This is a genomic window from Mycobacterium sp. ZZG (assembly GCF_054786995.1).
In genome coordinates this window covers 1-19,351 of the sequence record NZ_JBTBFV010000054.1, presented here as the reverse complement: position 1 = coordinate 19,351, position 19,351 = coordinate 1, and the positions used below count along the sequence as shown (strand labels likewise).

Here is a 19,351-nt window from a genome sequence, read left to right as displayed (position 1 = left end):
TTCCCGCCGAATCGCTGGCCCAGCCCGCCCGTCCTCAAACGCCGAGCGCCCGGCGCGCCAGCGCGGCCGCCACCGGACTGACCACGTTCCGCCGACGCCAGGTGACCGGCTGATCGGTGACGTTGGTCAGGACTTCGTACACAGGGAGATGGCGCAGCGCGGTATCGGTGACGGGGCTCCCGTCTGCGTGACGCCATCCGAGTTCGGTCAGCGTCGCGGCGATTCTGGGCAAGGGCAGGTCTGCGTTCGGGCACGCCGCTGCGTAGGTGAGCATCAGCAGCGCGGCCTGCATGCCGAACTTGTCAACGGGTTTGGGGATCAGCCGGCTGGCCAGATGCCCCCACAGCACGTTGGCATCGCCCCGAGCCGTTTGACCGGCCTTGGTCAGCAGCAATTGGCCCTTCACTTTGCGGAGCAATCCGAGGTCCTGCAGCGTCTCACGGAACCGCAGCAACGGGTAACAGTGCGCCTCCCGGTTCTTCGTCCCGATCCAATCCGCCATCACCGGAACGACTTTCGATGCTTCGATCACGTCGTCCGGCTTCATATAGCCTGCTGCCGTCAACGCGATGCCTCCATTGTTCGCCCGGTCCAGGAACCACTGGAAGGCACGCAGGCTTCTGGTCAGGTCGTCAGCGTCCGGCGTCGCGGCTTCCGCTGCGAGCGTCAGCGCCGCCTCCGACAGGCTGTCGCCATGCGCGGTGTAGGTGAGTCGATGAACCAGATCGACCAGCCGCGGGTCGACGCCCGCTTCGCGCAGCGCGAAGTACGCGCCGCCCAACCCTTTGTTGATCCGATCCGGCTCGAAGAGCGCGGGATCGGGCAGCACCTCGGCCAAGCTGCTCGCGTCGACCAGATGGCCGCAGTCTTCTGGCGGTGCAGCACGCTCACCGTCGACGATCACCGCTGCAGCACCGCCACTCTCGTTAGGCAGGATCTGCTCCAGGCGCAGCGTCAGCTCCCAGTTGTCGCCGTAGTCGTACAGGTAATGCAGGACATCGCCGGGTTCGGTCAGGGTCTCGTCGAGGCGCGTCTCGGCGGCCGGAACGCCGTCGTCCTCGACATCGGCCTCCTCGACGTCGAACGAACACAGGAACAGTTGACTGGCACGCTCGAAAGCGCCGCCACCGAGCGAGAACCGGTGCAGGTGCGAATCGGTCCAGTCGAACGCCAACTGCAGGACCTGATGCACGAAATCCAGCGTCAGGTCCGAGCGCAGATCGATCCGTCGCCAGATTGGTGGATCGGCGCCGTCGATGTCCACCCTGACCCGGTAGACGACGACATCACGTCGCCGCGGGTGCCGCAGATCGGGCCGCGACTCCAGGTCGGTCACCAGCCGCAGGTGCGAGCGGGCGGTCATCGGGTACCCATGTCAAGACGCACGGACTTCATCCTGATCACTGTAAAGAGCGACGGCGGTGGCGGGCGCGCGTGCTGATCGAGCACTATGCCGGTATGGCGTTATCGGAGACGATGCTTCTCAACGTGGCCGGAGACCGGGTCTTCGTGCGAGGCCAAGAGTACGTCCGCTACGTCCGAGGTCTGCGAGTCGCGGCCGACAAGGCCCAGGCGTCGCTCCAGGCCAAGAGGGTCTACACCGTGGAATTGGACTGGTCCGGTCCACTGCCCGTCGGCTCCTGTACCTGCCTCGATCACGCCGACGGCTACTTCTGCAAGCATCTGGTCGCGGTCGGGCTTGCGGTGATCGACCGCGACGAGGGCGGCTCCGTCGGCACGGCTGAATCCGGGGTGCAGGCCGCCGTGGAGGCTATGGATGTGCACGAGCTTCGCGAACTCGTCCTGATGCTCGCAGAGCGCGATGGTGAAGTGCGCCGCATGCTCGAGGTACGTGCGACGTCGGTGTCCGGAGACGACACCGCCGTCAAAGCCGAGTTCGAGAACTATGTGCGAAACGCGCTGCAGCTCCACGGCTTCACCGATTACCGGGAATCGTTCGTGGTGGCCGAAACGGCCGGGCAGGTGCTCGACGAGCTGGAAAATCACGTGAACGATGGTGCCGCCGAGATGGTGCGGCCGGCTCTGTTGTCCGCGGTGACGCTGCTGCGCGAGATCACCGAACAAGCCGACGACTCATCAGGCGTTATCGGTGGTGAATGCCAGCGGGCTGCCGACCTGTATGCGCGGGCCTGTCGGCAAGGTGCGCCCGACCCTGTCGAACTCGCTCTCTGGCTGGTGAACTTCCGTGCGGAGTCGCCGGGATGGCCGGATCTGGCGTTGGCGGACTTCGTCGACGCGTTCGACGACCACGCGCTCGCTGCCTACCGCCGAGCGGTGTCCGAACTCGATCACAAACTCGCAGAAGGCGATCGCTGGAAACGCCTTCAACTCGACACGATGCTGCTGGAGCTCGCCGACCACGACGGCGACGTCGACCGGGCGATCCAGCTGCTGAACGAGCGCGACCATCCCCAGTACGTGGCGATCATCGCCCGTTTGCGCGCGGCCGGGCGTGACGACGAAGCCCTGACGTGGATCGACCGCGCCGTCGCCGACGGACGCGTCAGCGGGCACGGCGGCAGCAACGCGTACTGGCTGAGCCCCACCGAGGTCGCCAGGACGTACCAAGAACGCGGCCGCGTCGAGGACGCGATCGCTGTCCTGCGCGCGGACTTCGTCAGGCAGCCCTCGATCCGTTCCTATCAGGCCCTGTGCGGCTTCGCCGCAGGCATCGACCGCGGCGAAACTGAACGCCAGTGGGCGTTCGACCATGCGCGGCAGCTGGCCTCGGACCGTCCGGGTGGCGGCGCGATCGTGGTGCAGCTGTTATTGAGCGAAGGCGATGTCGACGCCGCCTGGGAGGCCGCCGACCGCTACGGGCCCGGCGGAGCATGGAAGGAACTCGCCGATCGCGGCGCCGAGGCAAGGCCTGCAGCGGCTGCCGACCTGTACCGGCCTCAACTCGAGGAGGATCTTCGGTACGCCAACACCAGGCTCTATCCCGGTATCGCCGCGACCTTGGCGACCATGGCGCAGCTCTACGAACGTGGCGGGCGCGGTGAGGATTTCGCGGCTTTCATCGCGCAGATCCGCCAGGACTACGGTCGCCGACCGTCGCTGATGAAGGCGCTTCAGGCCCAGGGGCTCTGACGACCATCTGCGTGGTCGGCCCATGAAGGGCGCCCCGATGCGCGGGGACAACACGCACCGTCAGCAGCCGGATTCTCCGTCACCTGCCTGCCCAGCCGTGGGCGAGTGGGGCCGGAGTCCACGACGGCCACGTGGCTGAACCCACTGCGATTCCAGCGGCGAGCTGAGCGACGATGCGCGGACCGCGAGTCGTGCTGTTGTCGTAGAACGTTGCTTCGTCCGCGCGGTTGGCGGCGGTGGCGACCAGGTCCCAAAGCCGTTGATAACGCTGGCGGATTTTGGATTCGGGCACGTCGTGACCCCCGGCCTGGACTCGGTGTCGGACGCGGAGCACGGCAAGATCTTCCGGGATCAGCACCGCGTGCAGGATCACTGTGTAATCCGCCGCGTGGGCGGCATCGAGCAGTTCCAGTTTTGAGGGGTGTGAGAAAACTGTCTCGGCGATAAAGGACTCGCCACGTTCGATGAGCCGTGCGCGAGTGTCCGCGGCAATCCGCGCCGCCTCGTAGCTGTGTCCAGCAGGGTCCTCGGGCCAGCGCCGCTTGGCGATCTCGTCGGCGTTCACGTACATGCTGAGGGGCAGCAGCGGCGCGAGGGTCAGCTCGATGAACGTCGATTTGCCGGCACCGTTGGATCCGACGACGAGGTCGAGGCGCTTCACCGAAGTGAAGCATTCGTCGCCTTACTGACCAACAAGTGTCATGCCCCGCGGTGCAGCCGTACCGAACTGCCGTCAGGCGCGTACTGCACGATCTCGCCGTCATCGTCGAGCGCCACCGCGGTGATTCCCCGCGCGGCCAGCACTGCGCCGTAGTCGGCGCTCGCAAGGCGTTCCTGGACAGCCGCGGAGATCTCAGCGTTGAACACGACTCCTTCTTCATCGGTGAGCTCCCGAAGATGAATGTCGCCCGCAAGGGCGGCTTCCACCCTGCGGCGGGCAACGCTGTGCTGACTGGAAACCGCTCGCCCTACCCGCGCCCAGTGGTCCAGCTGCTGTTTCGCCGATCTGCTCTGACGTGCACCTTCGGCGGCGGCGCTGTCCATCAGATCCGCGGCGACCCGGGTCACTCGATCAGTGGTGTCGGACATGGAGCCCTCCGCTGTAGCAATTTGTTTCATCGCGTAGCAGAATGCTACACCGCTGGGCTGAGTGGCGGTCGATTGACAACGCGACCTGCTACGCCGTCCGCTCGCGGGTGAACACCCGCGAGAACGTCTCGGCAAGGTCCTGGGCGCGGCGGTGGTACTCGGGGCCGTCAAGGCCGCTGTCGCCCAACGCATATCGCGACGCCAACCGGGCCAGCGCGTCGGCGCCCTCGTTGAGCGGCTCGCCGCGGTGGCCCTTCACCCAGACCGGGGTGATCTTGTCACGCTCCTCGTAGATCATCTGTTGGGCGCGAACCAGTCCCGGTGTCTTCCCGCTTTCCCGGTAGACGGCGTAGCCCTCCGGTAGCACGTCGTCGCCGGCCATCCACTGCGCGACCATCGCGACCGCCAGCCGGCTGTCGCTGAGCACCGTGATGTCGTGGCCCCGCAGCTTCTGCACCGCTGCGCCGATGGCACGCAACTCGGCGACCAGCACCACCTGCGGCCCGATCAGCTTGGTCGAATGCCGGAAGCCCTGCAGCCCGTACTCGCCGGTGGACGCGAGCCAGCCGTAGCCGGTGATCTTGCCCCGCACCGAGCCGTCGGTCGCGACCCACACCGGACCTGCCGGCACCGGCTCAACCTCCCGCAGCCCTGCGCACGCCTGCCGCACCAGCGTCTCGTCCGACAACCGCGGCCGCTCGATCCACACCCCGGGCATCAACAGCGCGACCTCGTCGCGCAGCGCCCACAGCGTGCTGCGCGGGGGCACCTGCACCAGGAACCGGATCCGCTCCCCATCTGAGGCCTCGCGGATGCGGCGAATGACGTCGAGCACCGCGGTGTCGACCGACTCGGCGTCCACCGTGCCGGTCCAGCGGCGCCCGGTCGAGCGCGCCGAGTATCGGTAGAGCGACTCGCCGCGCCGGGCGAACGCGATCGCGACCGACGTCATCGGGCGCGGCCGCGCCGGCGTGATGTCGATCGGGCGGGTCGTGGCCACGGGCTTCGGTGCCATCTCCGTCTCCTCCCCAGCTGGATTGCGGTGACGGCACTGTATGTGGCCGGTCCGACATGTCCGGGCGGCTCGTTGCCATCGAGTCTGCGTCCAGGGCGGGCCGCACTCGATCTTCGTCGCCCTCAGCGCAGTCTCACAGCCAACCCCAAGCCGCGTTAACCGGCCCACACGGGGCCCTCCACAGCGGATAATCACCTGGTAGTCGCTGCGCGGTGGGAGACCAGCGGCGGGGAGGGGTGTCGCCCAGGTGAGTGATCAGATCTCGATCGTCATCGCCGAAACGGCGATCCCGCGCACCGGAGGGGCCTACTGCAGCCCCAACGCCGCCCGGAGCCGGTCCGGGTTCATCGCGTGCCGGCCCGCGTCGGTGGGGAACGAGTCGAGCAGCCGGATCAAGTCCGGCCGGCCGGTCGGGTCGTCAGCGGCCTGGCGTGGGGTGTTCCCGTTGAGCGCCGGGATGGGTTCGTCGAGCCACTTGGCCTCGTAGTCCAGGATCATCGCGTCGAGCAGCGCGGCGATCTGGGGGTCTTCCGGATCGATCGCCCCCTTGGCAGTTTCCGGCATGCCCGCAACCATCGTGCCCGGGTCCTCTACGGGTTCGCGGGTGTCCTCAAGGATGCGTATCGCCGGGTCGAATCGTCGCAGGGCGGCCAGCACCCGGTCCACCCGTTCCTCGCTGTTGGTCTCCACCTGCAGCGTGTCACCGTCGAGCACCAACGTCGCGCGGATGTGCGTCCTGCCGTTTGTGGTGACGTGTTCGAACCACTGCGGGGGCTGAGCGTCGTGGACGCGGTCGTAGGTGTCGTCCAGCGCGGACTCCATCGCCGCGGAATCGCTGACGCGGACAGTGGCCTCGCAGATCGTCAGCGGGTCGCCCTCGGTGTTGGTCAGCGTCGGCGGAGCGAACCGGCGACTCAGAAACGCGACGAGGTCCACCGGGTCGGGTCCTTCGTCGAGCATCGCAAGCAGCGCGTCACGCTGTTGCAGCGCAACGGGTTCCAGCCCGCCGAAGAACTGTGCGGTATCATCGCCGGCGGGCAGTACCCGGGTGCAGATCAGCTGTCCCACTGTGAGTTGACGGCTGGCGGTGCGCTCCTGAACCTCGTGGATGTCACCGGTGCGGACGTCGCGCACCGTCACCCCGTGGCCGGGGCGCACCTCCTCGACCTCGAACAACGACCGCTCCACCAGCAGCCATTGCCCGGCCAGCAGCCGCTCATCCTCGGGCAACAGCGATCCACGGACGGCCAGGAACTCCTCGAACGCGCCGCCCTCGAACAACACCGCGTCGATCAGCAACGGGTCCGGTGTCTCGTCGGACGCATCGCGATACTCGTTGCGTACGTAGCCCAATTCGGCGACCACCTCGCCCCAGCCGCCCATCAGCGCGTGCTGCGCGGCCTTCGCGTACAGCCAACCCACCCGCTCGGGCAGCGACGGCTGCTCCTTCCCGAGATGGCACTTCTTGTACTTGCGGCCCGACCCGCACCAGCACGGCTCGTTGCGGCCGAGGTCGTCGCGTGCCTCGGCCCGGTAGCTGCTCAGCAGCGCCATCAGCGGATCGTCCGGCGGGGCGCCTGCGCGGCGAAGCAACGCCAACCCGCGCTCGACGTCCCCGCGGTCGGAGGCGATCCGGGCCAGGTCGTACAACGGCAAGGGCCAGGCGGTGTCCATCGACTCGGCGGCCAGCAACTCCCGTTCGGTCGCCTCGATGTCGCCGATGCGCTCCAGCGCCACCGCCCGCAGCCAGCGGAACGCCACCCGCGCGCGGCGCGGTACCTGGGACTCCAGCGTCTCGGCGAACAAGCCCAGCGCCGCGGCGCCCTCGGGATTGCGGCCCAGAGTCTCGGCCAGCAGCACCTCGGCGAGTCGCGGATCGGCCAGGTCGGCGCCGAACTCCGCAACCAGCTCCCGGTACTCATCGCGGGGCGGTGCAAGGGTGTCGTCGTCTCCGTCCTCTGCCGCGTCCTCGTCCGAAGGGAACGCCGTGATCAGATGCGCCATGTCCTCGTAGACCGACACCAGGATGCGTATGGCGAGCGCCTCGTCCTCGTCGAGGTCATACCGCCGGCGCAGCACCTCGCACTCGAGATCGAAGCGCCACCGGTCCACGTCGAAACCTGCGGGTGCGAGCAGATCTCCGCGGCGCGCCAGACCCTGCTCGTCAGCGATCTCCGACAACGGCGGTGCGGGGTCGGTGAACAGCGCCGGGTCGGCCACGCACGCCGTCCACACCGCGGCGTCGAAAGACGCCGGCTCGTCCGGGTTCAGTGCGGCCGCCAGCGTGGCGCCTGCCGACGGCGACGGGTCCGCGGTGACCCGCTCCAGGGTGAGCCCCTCGGGCGTCAACCGCAGCCCCACCAGATCGCCGTCGACGACGTCCAGGCCACCGAGCGTGCCCGGCGGCAGAACCAGCGCGCCGCCGTCGTCAACCATCTCCGGCGGAACGCCGCGCTCGTCGAGCACATCCTCGTCGAACGCCGGCAACGCGACGCTGACCGGCGAACCGTCGGGCAGCCGCGCGAACTGCTCGAATTCGCACAGGTGCGTGATCGCGCCGAGGTCCGGGGTCACGAGCAGGACGTCGTGGGCCAGCTCCTGGGCTGTGAGCCGGTGCGTGAAGATCCGATTGGCGATCAGCGCAGGCAGCCACACCCAGCTGTCGTCGATCAACGGCACAGCGGCACAGTCGATTTCGTTCAGCAGCTGCGGGAGGAGATCGTCCGGGTTTGCGACGCCCATCTCGCGCAGGCGCTGCGCTATCGCGTCCTCGGGGAGGGGGCCGTGCTCGGTCAGGATCGCCGCAAGGGCTTCGGTCGGGTCGAGTTCCGCTGGCACGCGACCACGGTATGCGATAACCGCGCTAACCGCCCCGAACACCTTCCCGCAGCGGATAATCACCAGGTAGTCGCTGAGCGGTGGGGGACCGGCGGCGGGGAGGGGGTGCCGCCCAGGTGAGTGATCAGATCTCGATCGTCATCGCCGGAGATAGCCTGCTGGTGCGCGACAGCGTTGCCCGCGCGCTGTCGATGAACCCCGACACCACCGTCGTCGGCGTCGCCGAGGACTACGACTCCGCCGCCGCACTCGTCGCCACCCATCAGCCCACCGTGCTGCTCACCGACGTGCGCATGCCCCCGACGTCCACCGACGAAGGTATCCGCCTGGCCAACTGGCTGCGCACCGCACACCCGGACGTCGGCGTGATCGTGCTGTCCCAGTATGTTGACCACACCTACGCATCGGCGTTGCTGGACGGCGGCTCGGCCAGCCGCGGATACCTGCTCAAGGAACGGGTCGCCCACTTCGACGAACTCGGCGAGGCGGTCCGCCAGGTCGCCGCCGGCGGCACCGTGCTCGACCCGCTCGTCGTCGAAGCCCTGCTTGCCCAGCCCCGGCAGGCCGCCGCGCTGAGCCGTTTGACCGCCCGCGAGCGGGAGGTGCTCGGCGAATTGGCGACCGGCTTCAGCAACCGCACCATCGCGCAGCGGCTCGTGTTGTCCCAGCGCGCCGTCGAGAAGCACATCAACTCGATCTTCGCCAAGCTCGAACTGACCGTCGACGACTCCGTGGACCGGCGCGTCAAGGCGGTCCTGATGTTCCTCGACGGCGGACCGTCATGACCGCCAACAGTGGTGTGTACACCCTGGCGCGCCCGTCCGGCGGCGACCACGCTGGGACCGTGGGGCACCAGCAGGTCCGGGTCTGGGTCGTCGATGACCAGCCCAGCTTCCGCCGGGCCAGCGCAGCGACGCTGGAGGCCACCGACGGCTTCGTGCTCGCCGGCCAGAGCGCCACGGGCGAATCCGCGCTGGAACGCCTGGACGACGGCGACGCCGACCTGGTCCTGATGGACATCCACATGCCCGGCATCGGCGGCATCGAAGCCGCCCGCCGGCTGCGCGCCCGCCATCCCCGCATCGTCGTGGTGCTGATGTCCACCTACGACGCCGACGAACTTCCGGCCACGGCGACCGAATGCGGCGCGACCTACCTGCCCAAGCAACGCCTGTGCCCCGAGGTATTGACCGACATATGGCGAACGGCAAGCTGAAACTGGCGCCCGCGCCCGGATCCGTCCCCGACTGGCGGATCCCGAAACTGCTTCTCACCGCAGCCTTTCGGTCGTCATCGTGGTTCGGCCACGATCTGATCCACCGCTTCCGGGCCGAACGCTTCGAGGTATTCCTGTCCGGCCACCTGGGCCTGTGGCTCAGCGCGGGCATCGTGCTGCCGCTGTGGGAGTACTTCTGGATCTTCCGGTCACCCTGGATGCTGGGCTTCGTCACCGTCGCCTCCGTCCAATGCGTCGTGCTCGCGGTCGCGTTGAACCTGGCTCGCCACAACAGGTTCGAGCAATCCATCACCCTGGTGTGCATCGGGAACTGGCTGGCCGTACTGGGCGTGGTGTTCGTATCGCCGCCGTTGCTGCCGGCGATGGCGCTGCTCGCGCTGGTTCCGGTCGTGTTCGCCGAGCCGTACATCAGCCTGCGACGCGGGCTGATCTTCACGGTGATCACCGCCGGTTGTGTGCTGGCCGCGTCCGCGATCGCGCTGTTCTATCCGTTCCCCGATCACGTGGTGCAGGCGCCGCAGTGGATGGCGACGGCGTTCGTCCTGGTGGCGGTGCCGCTCAACGCACTGCACCTGATGATCATCGTGTGGAACAACGCCGCCGCGCTGCGGACGTCGGAATCCCAACTCGCCGAACGCGCCACCGAACTGGCCGCCTCCCGCACCCGCCTGATCACCGCGGCCGACGAGGAACGGCGCCGCCTCGAACGCGATCTGCACGACGGCGCCCAACAACACCTCGTCGCGCTGTCCGTGCTGATCGGACTGGCCCGCAACACCGACGGCGACAAACGCGCGGAACTGCTCGCCGACGCGTCTGGACTGGTCGACAGCGCCATCGCCGAGATCCGCCGCCTGGCCCACGGCATCTACCCGCCGCTGCTCGTTAGCGGAGGACTCACCAAGGCGCTGCCCGCACTGGCCGCACGGGCGGTCATCCCGGTGCACCTGGATCTGCACGAGCTCGGCCGTTACCCGCCGACAACCGAAGCAGCGCTGTACTACTGCTGCAGCGAGGCGCTGCAGAACGCCGCCAAGCACGGCGGTCCCGACACCACCGCCACCATCTCCGGCCGCGTCGACGGCCGGTGGCTGACGCTGCAGATCAGTGACACCGGCCGCGGTTTCCGGCCCGGCGCGGCGGGCACCGGACTGACCAACATGACCGACCGCCTGTCGGCGATCGGCGGACACCTGGCCATCGACACCGCACCCGGACGCGGCACCCGCGTCAGCACGACCGTCGACGTCGCGGACACATGAGAGGTGGTGCGTGCACCACCACCGATTGTGTTGCCCACACCGTCGAAAGCCGGCGACGGCCCCAGCAGGATGAGAGGCATCGCCCGAATCCGGTGAACCACTTCTCAATCCGGTGGAGATCGCATGTCAACCGTGAAGACTGCAGACCAGCTGCGAGGGACACGCCCGGACACTGCGTGGACGACATGCCTCCCGACGGGCACCGTCACCCTGCTCCTCGCCGACATCGAAGGGTCGACCCGGCTGTGGGACACCCAGCCCGACCGGATGGCGACCGCGCTGGCCACCCTGGACCGCGTCGTCGACGAGCTGGCCTACCTGAACAACGGTGTGTGCCCCGTCCAGCAGGGGGAAGGCGACAGCTTCGTCCTCGCGTTCGCCCGCGCCGGCGACGCGGTGGCGTGCGCACTCGATCTGCAGCTCGCCGCGCTGTCGCCGATCCGGTTACGCATCGGCATTCACACCGGCGCCGCCGACCTGCGTGACGAGGCCAACTACATGGGCCCGCTGGTGAATCGCGCGGCGCGTCTGCGCGACCTCGGCCACGGCGGCCAGATCCTGTTGTCCTCCACCACAACACCCCTCGTCGAGGATGCACTGCCGTCGCAGGCGTGGATCACCGGCATCGGCAGCTACGCGCTGCGCGGGCTTGCCCGGCCCGAGCGGGTCGCGCAGCTGTGCCATCCCGATCTGGACAACGAATTCCCGCCGTTGCGTGCCGGCGCGGTCAACACTTTCCACCACCGTCCGAGCTATCTGTCCGACTTCGTCGGCCGCGCAACCGAACTGGACGATCTATCCCAACTTCTGGACTGCCGCCGGCTCACCACCGTGTGCGGGCCCGGAGGTGCCGGCAAGACCCGGCTTGCGGTGGAAACCGCCGACCGTGCCCGTGACCGGTTCGACGACGGCGCCTGGTACGTCGACCTCGCCGACGTCACCGACCCGGCCCAGGTGCCGCACGCGGTAGCCCAGGCGCTCGGGATGTCGGAAGCTGTCGGCACGACTGGGGTGGCCCGACACATCGGTGACCGGCACCTGCTGTTGGTCGTGGACAACTGCGAGCACCTGCTCGACGCGTCCGCGGCGCTGATCGCTGCGGTGTTGCGGGGCTGACCGGCGGTGACCGTGCTGGCCACCAGCCGCGAGCCGCTGGGGGTCGGCGGTGAGCAGCTCTACCGCGTGCCGCCGCTGGCACCCGGGGACGCGACCGCGTTGTTTCTCGAGTGCGCGCGCCGGGTGGATGCGGCGTTCAGTGTCCGCTCTGAAGATCGGGCGGCGGCGGCGGACATCTGCCGCCGGCTCGACGGTCTGCCGCTGGCGATCGAGATCGCCGCGTCACGGGTGCGGACACTGTCGCTCAGCGGTATTCGGGACAGCCTTTGCGGCCGGCTTCATGCGCCGCATCCCGCCTGCCGCAGCGTCGCGGCGCGACACCGGACGTTGCGCGCGTGCCTTGACTGGTCGTATCGGCTGCTCGCCGACTGCGAGAAATCGGTGCTGTGCCAACTGGCGCGGTGTGCCGACGGATTCGACGTCGGCGCGGTGCAGGATGTCGTGACCGCGTTGGTGGACAAGTCGCTGCTGAGCTGGGACGACCGGGACGGCCGCGCGCAGTACCGGCTGACCGACACGGTGCGGCAGTACACCCTGGAGCGCCTGGCGGAGTAGACGGGTGACGGCAGCGGCCCGGTGGACCTCGCACCCGGTGTCGGCTTTGCTGGCTACTATCACCCCTGACGAAGGGGGACGTCGACCATGACCATCACCGCCGCAGAGACGCCGCGGCTCGCCAACGGCGCCGAGCGCAAAGTGTGGCAGGCCCTGATCGACCAACTCGAGCCGGGTGATCTGGTCATCCCGGGCAAGCGGGTCACCGACCACCTCAAGGACCACGAGGTCGACTTCTTCGTCGCGATCGAGGGTGCGGGCATCATCTGCCTGGAGGTCAAGGGAGGGGAGGTCTGGCACGACGGGGAGACGTGGCGGATGAAGCGCCGCGGCCGGGAGGTCGACATCGACCCCGTCCGGCAGGCCCGCGAAGCGTGCTACGCACTGCGCAGCTTCATCGAGAACGACCCGCGATGGACCCAGGGCCGGCTGCGCTGGGACCACATCGTGGTGCTGCCCAACACCGATCTGCCCGACGACTTCGCACTGCCCGACTGCCCGCGCTGGAAGGTGATCGACCGAACCGACCTAAACGACATCGCCGCGAAGCTGCGCGCGGTGCTGCACGGCCAGGAACTCGACCGCCCGCTGCTGAGCCGTGACGGTATCGCACAGCTCGGTGAAGCGTTGAGCGGGCGCGGGCTGCCGCAACGCAGTGTCGTGTCCCGTGCCCTCGAAAACGAGGACGCCGCAGACATTCTCACCGAGCACCAGTCGGTGATCCTCGACGCCGTCCGGATGCTGCACCGCGTCGAGATCCGCGGCGGCGCCGGCAGCGGCAAGACGTTCCTGGCGATGGAGCAGGCCCGCCGGTTGGCCCGCGCCGGGCAGCGGGTGGCGCTGGTCTGCTACTCGCACGGTTTGGCGTCCTATCTGGAGCGCATCACGGCCGCCTGGAATCGGCGTCAGCAGCCCGCCTATGTCGGCGAGTTCCACGATCTCGGTAAGCGGTGGGGTGCTCCGGAAGGGCCCGATGAGTCGCTGCGCACCGAGGAGACGGTGCAGTTCTGGGAGCATGATTTGCCGGCGCAGATGACGGAACTGGCAACGCAACTCGACGACGGGCACCGGTTCGACGCGATCGTCGTCGACGAAGCGCAGGACTTCGCCGACGCCTGGTGGGATCCGCTGCTGGCGGCGCTGAAGGATGAAGACACCGGCGGGCTGTACGTGTTCACCGACGAGGGACAGCGGGTGTTCAATCGGCACGGCTCGCCGCCGGTTCCGTTGGTTCCGCTGGTGCTCGACCACAATCTGCGCAACACCCGCCAGATCGCGAATGCGTTCCAGCCGTTGGTGGATCACCCGATGCGGTTCCTCGGCGGGGAAGGACCAGCAGTGAAGTATGTGCCGTGCACGCCGGCGGAGGCGATGGACGCCGGGGACGACGAGGTGGAGCTGCTGCTCGAGGAGGGCTGGCGGCCTGAGGATGTCGCGCTGCTGACGACGGGAACGCGTCACCCCGAGCAGCGGGAGCGGCAGGCGGCGGGCAGCGCCGCCTACTGGGACAGCTTCTGGGACGCCGAGCAGGTGTTCTACGGGCACGTGCTCGGCTTCAAGGGCCTGGAACGCCGCGCGGTGGTGCTGGTGGTCAACGAGGAGTCCGCGTTCGAGCGCTCCCGTGAGCGGCTGTACGTCGGATTGTCCAGAGCCCGGGATCAACTCGTCGTGTGCGGAGATCCCGACTTCCTGCGGGAAGTCGGAGGCCCGGATTTGGCTCGGCGGCTGAACATTCCGGATTAGTCGCAGCTGTCACACACGCCTGTCAGCGACAACTGCATGCCGCACCTGCAAAAGCCGGATTGGCGCCGAACATCACGGGATCGCTCGCCCGCCGGGCGAACGTGATTGATGGGATGCTCGACGTACCAGGTGCCCTTCCGCGAACTCGGCCGGCCGACCACCCCAGGCCCAGCCACACTGCGGATTTCGTCCGTGGAGGTGAATCCGTTCGTGTAGCCGTAGTAGATATGAAGATCGGGGCGACCGTCCCGTCTTCTGGCAACAACGTGGGACTTGTCCTCCCTCACGACCGCGCGGAAGTCGGCGATGCCGACGGCTTGCGTGAGTTTCCGGATGAACTCGTGGTTCCCCGCAGGAATGCGGGTCTTAGTCAAGGCTGCGAGTAGAGAATCCGTCGACTCGTCGATGGTCATGTGCTCAACCATAAGCAGCAGAAGCGATCCATGTCAGAACTCAACGAAGCCCCGCCCCGACAAACATCAGCACCACGAACAGAGTCTCGAACGCCACCACGCCCAGCACCGCGATCATCGCGCCCTTCGCAAATTCGAAGTGCCCCTTGACCGGAATCACCGCGGCCACTGCGGCCACGACCGCCGGGAACAGCGGTGCGAACGGCCAGAACACCCCCAGCGTCAGGCACACCGACGCGAACCCGACGAAGAATCCCGCCAGCAGCACCCCCGGCCGTTGCGTGCGAACATGTTCCGTCATACCGACGCCCCCGCCTCGACGAGAAACCCGGCGGCGCTGAACACCACCACCGGCACCAGTCCGGTGAGCGGTGCCAGCACCAGTCCCGCTCCGTAACAGCGCCTCTCCGGTGAACCCGAACTCCGGTACAGCACCGCGCCGACAATCAGCAGCGCCACCGCCACCACGCCGACCGCCACCCACGCGGCCACCGCGCCGTCGGAGGCGATCAGCGCGTACACCGCACCTGCCCAGAACGCCGCCCCCGCCAGCGCTCCGATCACCACCGCCCGTGTCCAGTCGATCACCGCTTCAGCCTCCCGCATTCACCGATTGTAGGTACGCGCCCCTCATCGACCCGGCAGAAACTCGGTGCCCTGCAGCGGCGTATAGACCCGCACCGTCGGCGCGTCCCCGGCCGGCCCGAACGGCGTGAAATTCCCCGGCGGCACGACCGACATCGGCGGCGCCACCGGAATCGGTGCCGGCTCACCCACACCCACACCGGGAATCGCCGGCGGAACGATCTGCGGGACAACGCTGTTGAAACTCGGCACCACCGTCGGGTCGCCGACGTCCTTGTCGAACGGCAGCCCGGCCAGCGGGCCGGCGGCGTTGTCGAAGAACGTCGGCCATTCCTGTAGCACCGTGGTGGTGGTCCCGCCACGATCGCTGTAGATCTCCAGCGCCGGGAACGTGGTCACGTCGTCGCCGCCGACCCGCGGCCCGGCGTCTGACGGCACGATGCCCAGTGTGCCGTTCACGCTGATTCCGGAGCCCTTGGCCAGACCCTCACCGCCGGGCGAGAAGGGATCCGCGGCGTTGTAGTTGATCAGCACCCCGCCGTCGGAGGACTGCACCGCACCGATAGACGGTGTGCCGGTGCGCACCTGGCCGGTGTCGGCGTTGATCGACGGGTTCTGGCGGGCCACGATGATCCCGTTGTCGAAGTCGGTGTAGATCGCCACCCGCGATGCCTCGGGTCCGGCGGTGGGGGAGAAGCCGCGGTTGTCGCCGAGATTGTTGTCGTACGGCGGGATCCCGACCGTCGGCGCCCATACGTCCTCGCTCGGGATGAACAGGTTGGTGCGCACCACGCCCTGCCCCGGCACCGGCTCGATCCGCCCGACCACGATATTCGCGTCCACGCCCTGGTTTTTCGGGTCATAGCTGTGTGGGTCGAGCGCCGAGGCGGTCAGCCAGTCGCTGTCGCTGACCGGGTCCCGGCCGAATACCTCGCGGAACGCGTCGATCTGGTTCTTCCTGCGTTCGGACTCGTCCGGTTCTGCGGACTCGTCGAGTTCGTCGTCTCCGGGCGCCGGAGCCTCCGGCGGCCCGCCGAACTTCTGCCCCATGCCCAGCGCCTGGAACTCGCCTCCGATGGTGGCGATGTCACCGCCCACGGCGTTCAACTCGCCGTTGGCGCGGGTGACGACCTCGGTCAGCTGCGCCAGGCCCTTCTGCACGATCGGCGCCACCATCAGCTCGCCGGCCCGGTTCTTGGGCACACTTGCCGCGGCGGCCACCACCCACTCGCGGATCGCGTCGAGGTTCTGCCGTCCGGCGGTCACGATCTGGGCGGACCGGTCTATCTGTTCAGCCAGCCGCCGGTCGAGGCCGCTCAGCTCGCGCACGACGCCCTGATGGTCGGTGTTGACCGCGCCGTACGCGGTGGCTGCGCCGCCGGACCAGAACGTCGTCGGCGCCGCCGCGTCGAGGTCGTCGGTCAACCGCCGCAGCGCGGCGCTGTGGTCATACGACGCACCCGGCTGCGGAACGCCCGACCCGAAGGTCGCCCGGGCCTTGGCCCACGTCGACAGGAACGCCTCGAGTGCACTCACCCCGCTGCCGCCCGTGCCATGACTCTCATTATCGGTGCGGTCCACCCGCCCCTACTGCACCAATCCGGCCGGACCGCCGACGCTTGCTGGAATCGCAGCGACAGTGGAGAGATAACGCCGCGATCAGCGCATACTTGGAGGAAGCGGCATGCACTGCCACAGTTCCCGCAGTTCAGTCGCGGTCACAGCGGGGTAACGTCATTGAAACGGGAACCTCCAGAAACGAGCAGCTAGTTATTAACGGCCTTATTATTTTTTGCTATGTCGGTCGAGCAGGTGTCGGGGGCCCTCGTGGGGCGTGAACCCGAGATCCCCGTCGACCTGGTTCGTACCCTTCTCGGTGTCCTCCGGCAGCGTCTCGGGCTGGATACCGTGTGGCTGTCGGTGTTCCACGACGGTATGCAGGTGATCGAGGTGCTCGACGGTGACGCCGACACGCTCGGCGTCTCACCGGGGCAGCGCTCGCACCTGTCCGAGTCCTACTGTGTGCGCGTCATCGACGGCCGGCTGCCGGCGGTCATCCCTGACACCACGGCCAACCAGATCACCGCCGCGCTGCCCATCACGCACGAAACAGGTCTCCGCGCCTACGTCGGCGTCCCGGTACTCGGCCAGGACGGTGTCACGGTTGGCATGGTCTGCATGGTAAGCGAGAAGCCCAAGCCCTATCTGGCCGACGAGGACCTCCACATCGTCCAGCAGGTCGCCGACCTGATCGGCACGTTGATCGAGACTCCCGCCCGCTGCCAGGACCCCACCGCCGATCAGCGCAAGGCGATCCGCCGGGTGGTGGCCGAACGGGACTTCGAGGTGGTGTTCCAGTCGATCCACGACGCCGGAACCGGCAAGGTGGTCGGTGTCGAGGCGCTCGCCCGGTTCCCGTGCGAACCGTTCCGACCCGATAAGTTCTTCGAACAGGCCGCGTTGCTCGGCCTCGACATCGAGCTCGAGACCGCCATCGTCAGCCGTGTGCTGTCGCTGATACCCCAACTGCCCGACGACGTGTTCGTCTCGATGAACATCTCCCCGGCCGCTGCTCTGGCCGCCCCGTGGTCCGAACTGCTCGACGACGTCGACCCGTCACGCATCGTCCTGGAGATCACCGAACACGACGCCGTCCCCAACTACGGCGCCCTCGATGACGCGCTCGATACGTGCCGGGCCCGCGGCATGCGCGTTGCGGTCGACGACGTAGGAGCCGGCTTCGCGTCGTTCTCCCACGTGCTTGAACTGGCCCCCGAATTCGTCAAGATCGATCAGTCGATCACCCGGCACATGGACACTGATGACGCGCGCCGCCGGCTCGCGCAGGCCATCGCGCAGTTCGCCAGTCAGATCGGCGCCACCGTGATCGCCGAAGGCGTGGAGAGTCAGGGCGAGCTCGACGCCGTCGTCGCCTCCGGTATCTCCTGGGCGCAGGGCTTCTGCCTCAGCCGGCCCAAGCCGCACGCCCACGGCTTCCCGACCTCGCACGCGATCGCCGCGGCAGCCGACCCGCCGTCGTCGGCCGTAGATCTGTTGGGAGAGCGCCCGTTTGAGCTCGCGCTGGCCCATTCCCCGATCGGGATGGCCGTCGTCGCACTCGACGGCACGTTCCTGCGCACCAACCGGGCGCTGCGCACGATGCTCGGCTACAACCGGCGGGCGTTGGGCGAGATGAACTTTCAGCAGATCACCCATCCTGACGACCTGGACTCCGACCTGGCCCTGATGGCTGATTGCATCGCCGGGAGGCGGCGCTCGTATCGCATCGACAAGCGCTACATCGCCGCCGACGGGCACGTGGTGTGGTGCGCGCTGACCGTGGTGCTGGTGCACGCGCCGAAAGAACAACCGCTGTGCTTCGTCTCCCAAGTCGTGGATGTCACCGCCGACCGAATCCGTGAGGCCGAGCTGGCCCATCAGGCGGCCACCGATCCGCTCACCGCGATCGCGAACCGCTCCGCCGGATGGAGCCGGCTCGAGCAACGTGACACCGACGGCGCCGGCTACGGCGTGTTGTTCTGTGACATCGAACGATTCAAGGCCGTCAACGACAGCCGCGGCCACCACGCCGGCGACCAGTTGCTGGTCGAGGTGGCGGCCCGGCTGCTGTGCGTCGTCGGCGACGACGACCTCGTCGCCCGCTGGGGCGGCGATGAATTCCTGGTCATCACCGATACCGTCGACGACCACGGACTGGCGCTGCTGGCACGCAAGATCACCGAGCAGTTCGACACCGCGCCGATCATGCTGGCCGACGGCACCCGGATGCCGGTCACGTTGACGATCGGCTTCTCCGCCCACCGCCCCGGCGACGGCCGCGACGTCGATGCCGTCCTCGACGCCGCCGATCAGGCCATGTACCAGCAGCGCCGTAGACGCCGCAGCACCGACTGGCACGCCGGCGGCGACACCGGCTGGCTGGCCGAGTGATATCACCCGGCGGAAGAGGCTAGAGCCTTCGGCGCCAACTGCACCCGCGAGGTCAAACCGAGTTCGGTGTAGACGTGGGTCAGTGGCCACAGGAGGCTGGAGCGTCTTCGCCCGTCCACTCGGAACTGTTTCAGCGAAGTCGTGATGCGGGACTGTGGCCGTGTCGCGGGGTGACATCCGCGATGTCCGTACTTGTCGGTGGTCGAATGTATGTTCGAAGTATGTCAGGTGGGGACCTACTCGGCGCGGTGACCGCTTTGCGGGCTGCCTTCGATGAGGTGGCCGGCTGTGACGTCGATTTGTTGACCCGGCCTGATCTTGTTGCGGCCCTGGATGAACTGGAGACGTTGTCGTGCCGATTGCCGGCGGTGGGTCATCGGTTGCTGGCGCGGTTGCAGACTGAGGCGACACCGCAGCAGATGGGTGCGAAATCGTG

At 68.0% G+C, this 19,351-nt stretch carries 17 protein-coding genes and 1 pseudogene; 9 read left to right on the top strand and 9 right to left on the bottom strand.

What is annotated here, in order from left to right; translation table 11 throughout:
- Positions 1-34: 34 nt before the first annotated feature.
- On the bottom strand, positions 35-1,363 hold the full coding sequence (locus ACXMYJ_RS23070; protein WP_460358966.1) for a plasmid pRiA4b ORF-3 family protein: 1,329 nt from the start codon (positions 1,361-1,363) through the stop codon (positions 35-37).
- A gap of 95 nt (positions 1,364-1,458) precedes the next feature.
- Between ACXMYJ_RS23070 and ACXMYJ_RS23065 the strand changes: the two genes are divergently transcribed.
- Positions 1,459-3,111 (top strand): SWIM zinc finger family protein, encoded by a 1,653-nt coding sequence (locus ACXMYJ_RS23065; protein ID WP_460358965.1) that lies wholly within the window; start codon positions 1,459-1,461, stop codon positions 3,109-3,111.
- Positions 3,112-3,190: 79 nt separating this feature from the next.
- On the opposite strand, the gene ACXMYJ_RS23060 is transcribed toward ACXMYJ_RS23065, so the two are convergent.
- From ACXMYJ_RS23060 to ACXMYJ_RS23045, 4 genes are all read right to left on the bottom strand, one after another.
- Positions 3,191-3,772, bottom strand: coding sequence for a zeta toxin family protein (locus ACXMYJ_RS23060; protein ID WP_443187404.1), 582 nt, complete (start codon positions 3,770-3,772; stop codon positions 3,191-3,193).
- Between the two features lie 38 nt (positions 3,773-3,810).
- Positions 3,811-4,200 carry a TA system antitoxin ParD family protein gene (locus tag ACXMYJ_RS23055; protein WP_443187403.1) on the bottom strand — a complete coding sequence of 130 codons (390 nt, stop codon included), beginning with the start codon at positions 4,198-4,200 and terminating at the stop codon, positions 3,811-3,813.
- Between the two features lie 88 nt (positions 4,201-4,288).
- Positions 4,289-5,215: an RNase H family protein gene (locus ACXMYJ_RS23050; RefSeq protein WP_460358964.1), complete on the bottom strand. Its 927-nt coding sequence runs from the start codon at positions 5,213-5,215 to the stop codon at positions 4,289-4,291.
- Positions 5,216-5,521: 306 nt separating this feature from the next.
- A complete protein-coding gene (locus ACXMYJ_RS23045; RefSeq protein WP_460358963.1) occupies positions 5,522-8,053 on the bottom strand; it encodes an SEC-C metal-binding domain-containing protein in 2,532 nt (843 codons plus the stop codon).
- Positions 8,054-8,169: 116 nt separating this feature from the next.
- Here ACXMYJ_RS23045 and ACXMYJ_RS23040 point away from each other — a divergent pair, with 116 nt between their 5' ends.
- The 6 genes from ACXMYJ_RS23040 to ACXMYJ_RS23015 all read left to right on the top strand — a co-directional run bounded on the left by ACXMYJ_RS23040 (position 8,170) and on the right by ACXMYJ_RS23015 (position 13,966).
- Complete coding sequence (locus ACXMYJ_RS23040) at positions 8,170-8,838, top strand: LuxR C-terminal-related transcriptional regulator (RefSeq protein WP_460358962.1); 669 nt, start codon at positions 8,170-8,172, stop codon at positions 8,836-8,838.
- Entirely contained in the window at positions 8,835-9,269 is a 435-nt protein-coding gene (locus ACXMYJ_RS23035; RefSeq protein ID WP_460358961.1) for a response regulator, read from the top strand. The genes ACXMYJ_RS23040 and ACXMYJ_RS23035 overlap by 4 nt, the downstream gene beginning before the upstream one ends.
- A complete protein-coding gene (locus ACXMYJ_RS23030) occupies positions 9,251-10,552 on the top strand; it encodes a sensor histidine kinase (protein WP_460358960.1) in 1,302 nt (433 codons plus the stop codon). Before ACXMYJ_RS23035 ends, ACXMYJ_RS23030 begins: the two co-directional genes overlap by 19 nt.
- 132 nt (positions 10,553-10,684) lie before the next feature.
- On the top strand, positions 10,685-11,668 hold the full coding sequence (locus tag ACXMYJ_RS23025) for an adenylate/guanylate cyclase domain-containing protein (protein ID WP_460358959.1): 984 nt from the start codon (positions 10,685-10,687) through the stop codon (positions 11,666-11,668).
- A 6-nt stretch (positions 11,669-11,674) separates the two neighbouring features.
- Positions 11,675-12,223: a hypothetical protein gene (locus ACXMYJ_RS23020; protein WP_460358958.1), complete on the top strand. Its 549-nt coding sequence runs from the start codon at positions 11,675-11,677 to the stop codon at positions 12,221-12,223.
- A gap of 87 nt (positions 12,224-12,310) precedes the next feature.
- The gene (locus ACXMYJ_RS23015; RefSeq protein ID WP_460358957.1) at positions 12,311-13,966 is read left to right on the top strand and encodes an NERD domain-containing protein; all 1,656 of its coding nucleotides are present in this window, start codon (positions 12,311-12,313) and stop codon (positions 13,964-13,966) included.
- Here the strand turns inward: ACXMYJ_RS23015 and ACXMYJ_RS23010 are convergent.
- Genes ACXMYJ_RS23010 through ACXMYJ_RS22995 form a run of 4 tightly spaced genes read right to left on the bottom strand, consistent with a single transcriptional unit; the run spans position 13,963 to position 16,500 of the window.
- Positions 13,963-14,379, bottom strand: coding sequence for a hypothetical protein (locus ACXMYJ_RS23010; RefSeq protein WP_260757081.1), 417 nt, complete (start codon positions 14,377-14,379; stop codon positions 13,963-13,965). The genes ACXMYJ_RS23015 and ACXMYJ_RS23010 overlap by 4 nt on opposite strands.
- Positions 14,380-14,419: 40 nt before the next feature.
- Positions 14,420-14,680 (bottom strand): hypothetical protein, encoded by a 261-nt coding sequence (locus ACXMYJ_RS23005; RefSeq protein WP_460358956.1) that lies wholly within the window; start codon positions 14,678-14,680, stop codon positions 14,420-14,422.
- Positions 14,677-14,985 carry a hypothetical protein gene (locus tag ACXMYJ_RS23000; RefSeq protein WP_460358955.1) on the bottom strand — a complete coding sequence of 103 codons (309 nt, stop codon included), beginning with the start codon at positions 14,983-14,985 and terminating at the stop codon, positions 14,677-14,679. Before ACXMYJ_RS23000 ends, ACXMYJ_RS23005 begins: the two co-directional genes overlap by 4 nt.
- Before the next feature lie 24 nt (positions 14,986-15,009).
- Positions 15,010-16,500: an EspA/EspE family type VII secretion system effector gene (locus ACXMYJ_RS22995; RefSeq protein WP_460358954.1), complete on the bottom strand. Its 1,491-nt coding sequence runs from the start codon at positions 16,498-16,500 to the stop codon at positions 15,010-15,012.
- Between the two features lie 261 nt (positions 16,501-16,761).
- Between ACXMYJ_RS22995 and ACXMYJ_RS22990 the strand changes: the two genes are divergently transcribed.
- Positions 16,762-18,915 (top strand): EAL domain-containing protein, encoded by a 2,154-nt coding sequence (locus tag ACXMYJ_RS22990; protein ID WP_460358953.1) that lies wholly within the window; start codon positions 16,762-16,764, stop codon positions 18,913-18,915.
- A 206-nt stretch (positions 18,916-19,121) separates the two neighbouring features.
- Positions 19,122-19,351 (top strand): annotated as a pseudogene (locus ACXMYJ_RS22985) (HNH endonuclease signature motif containing protein); the annotation flags it as partial.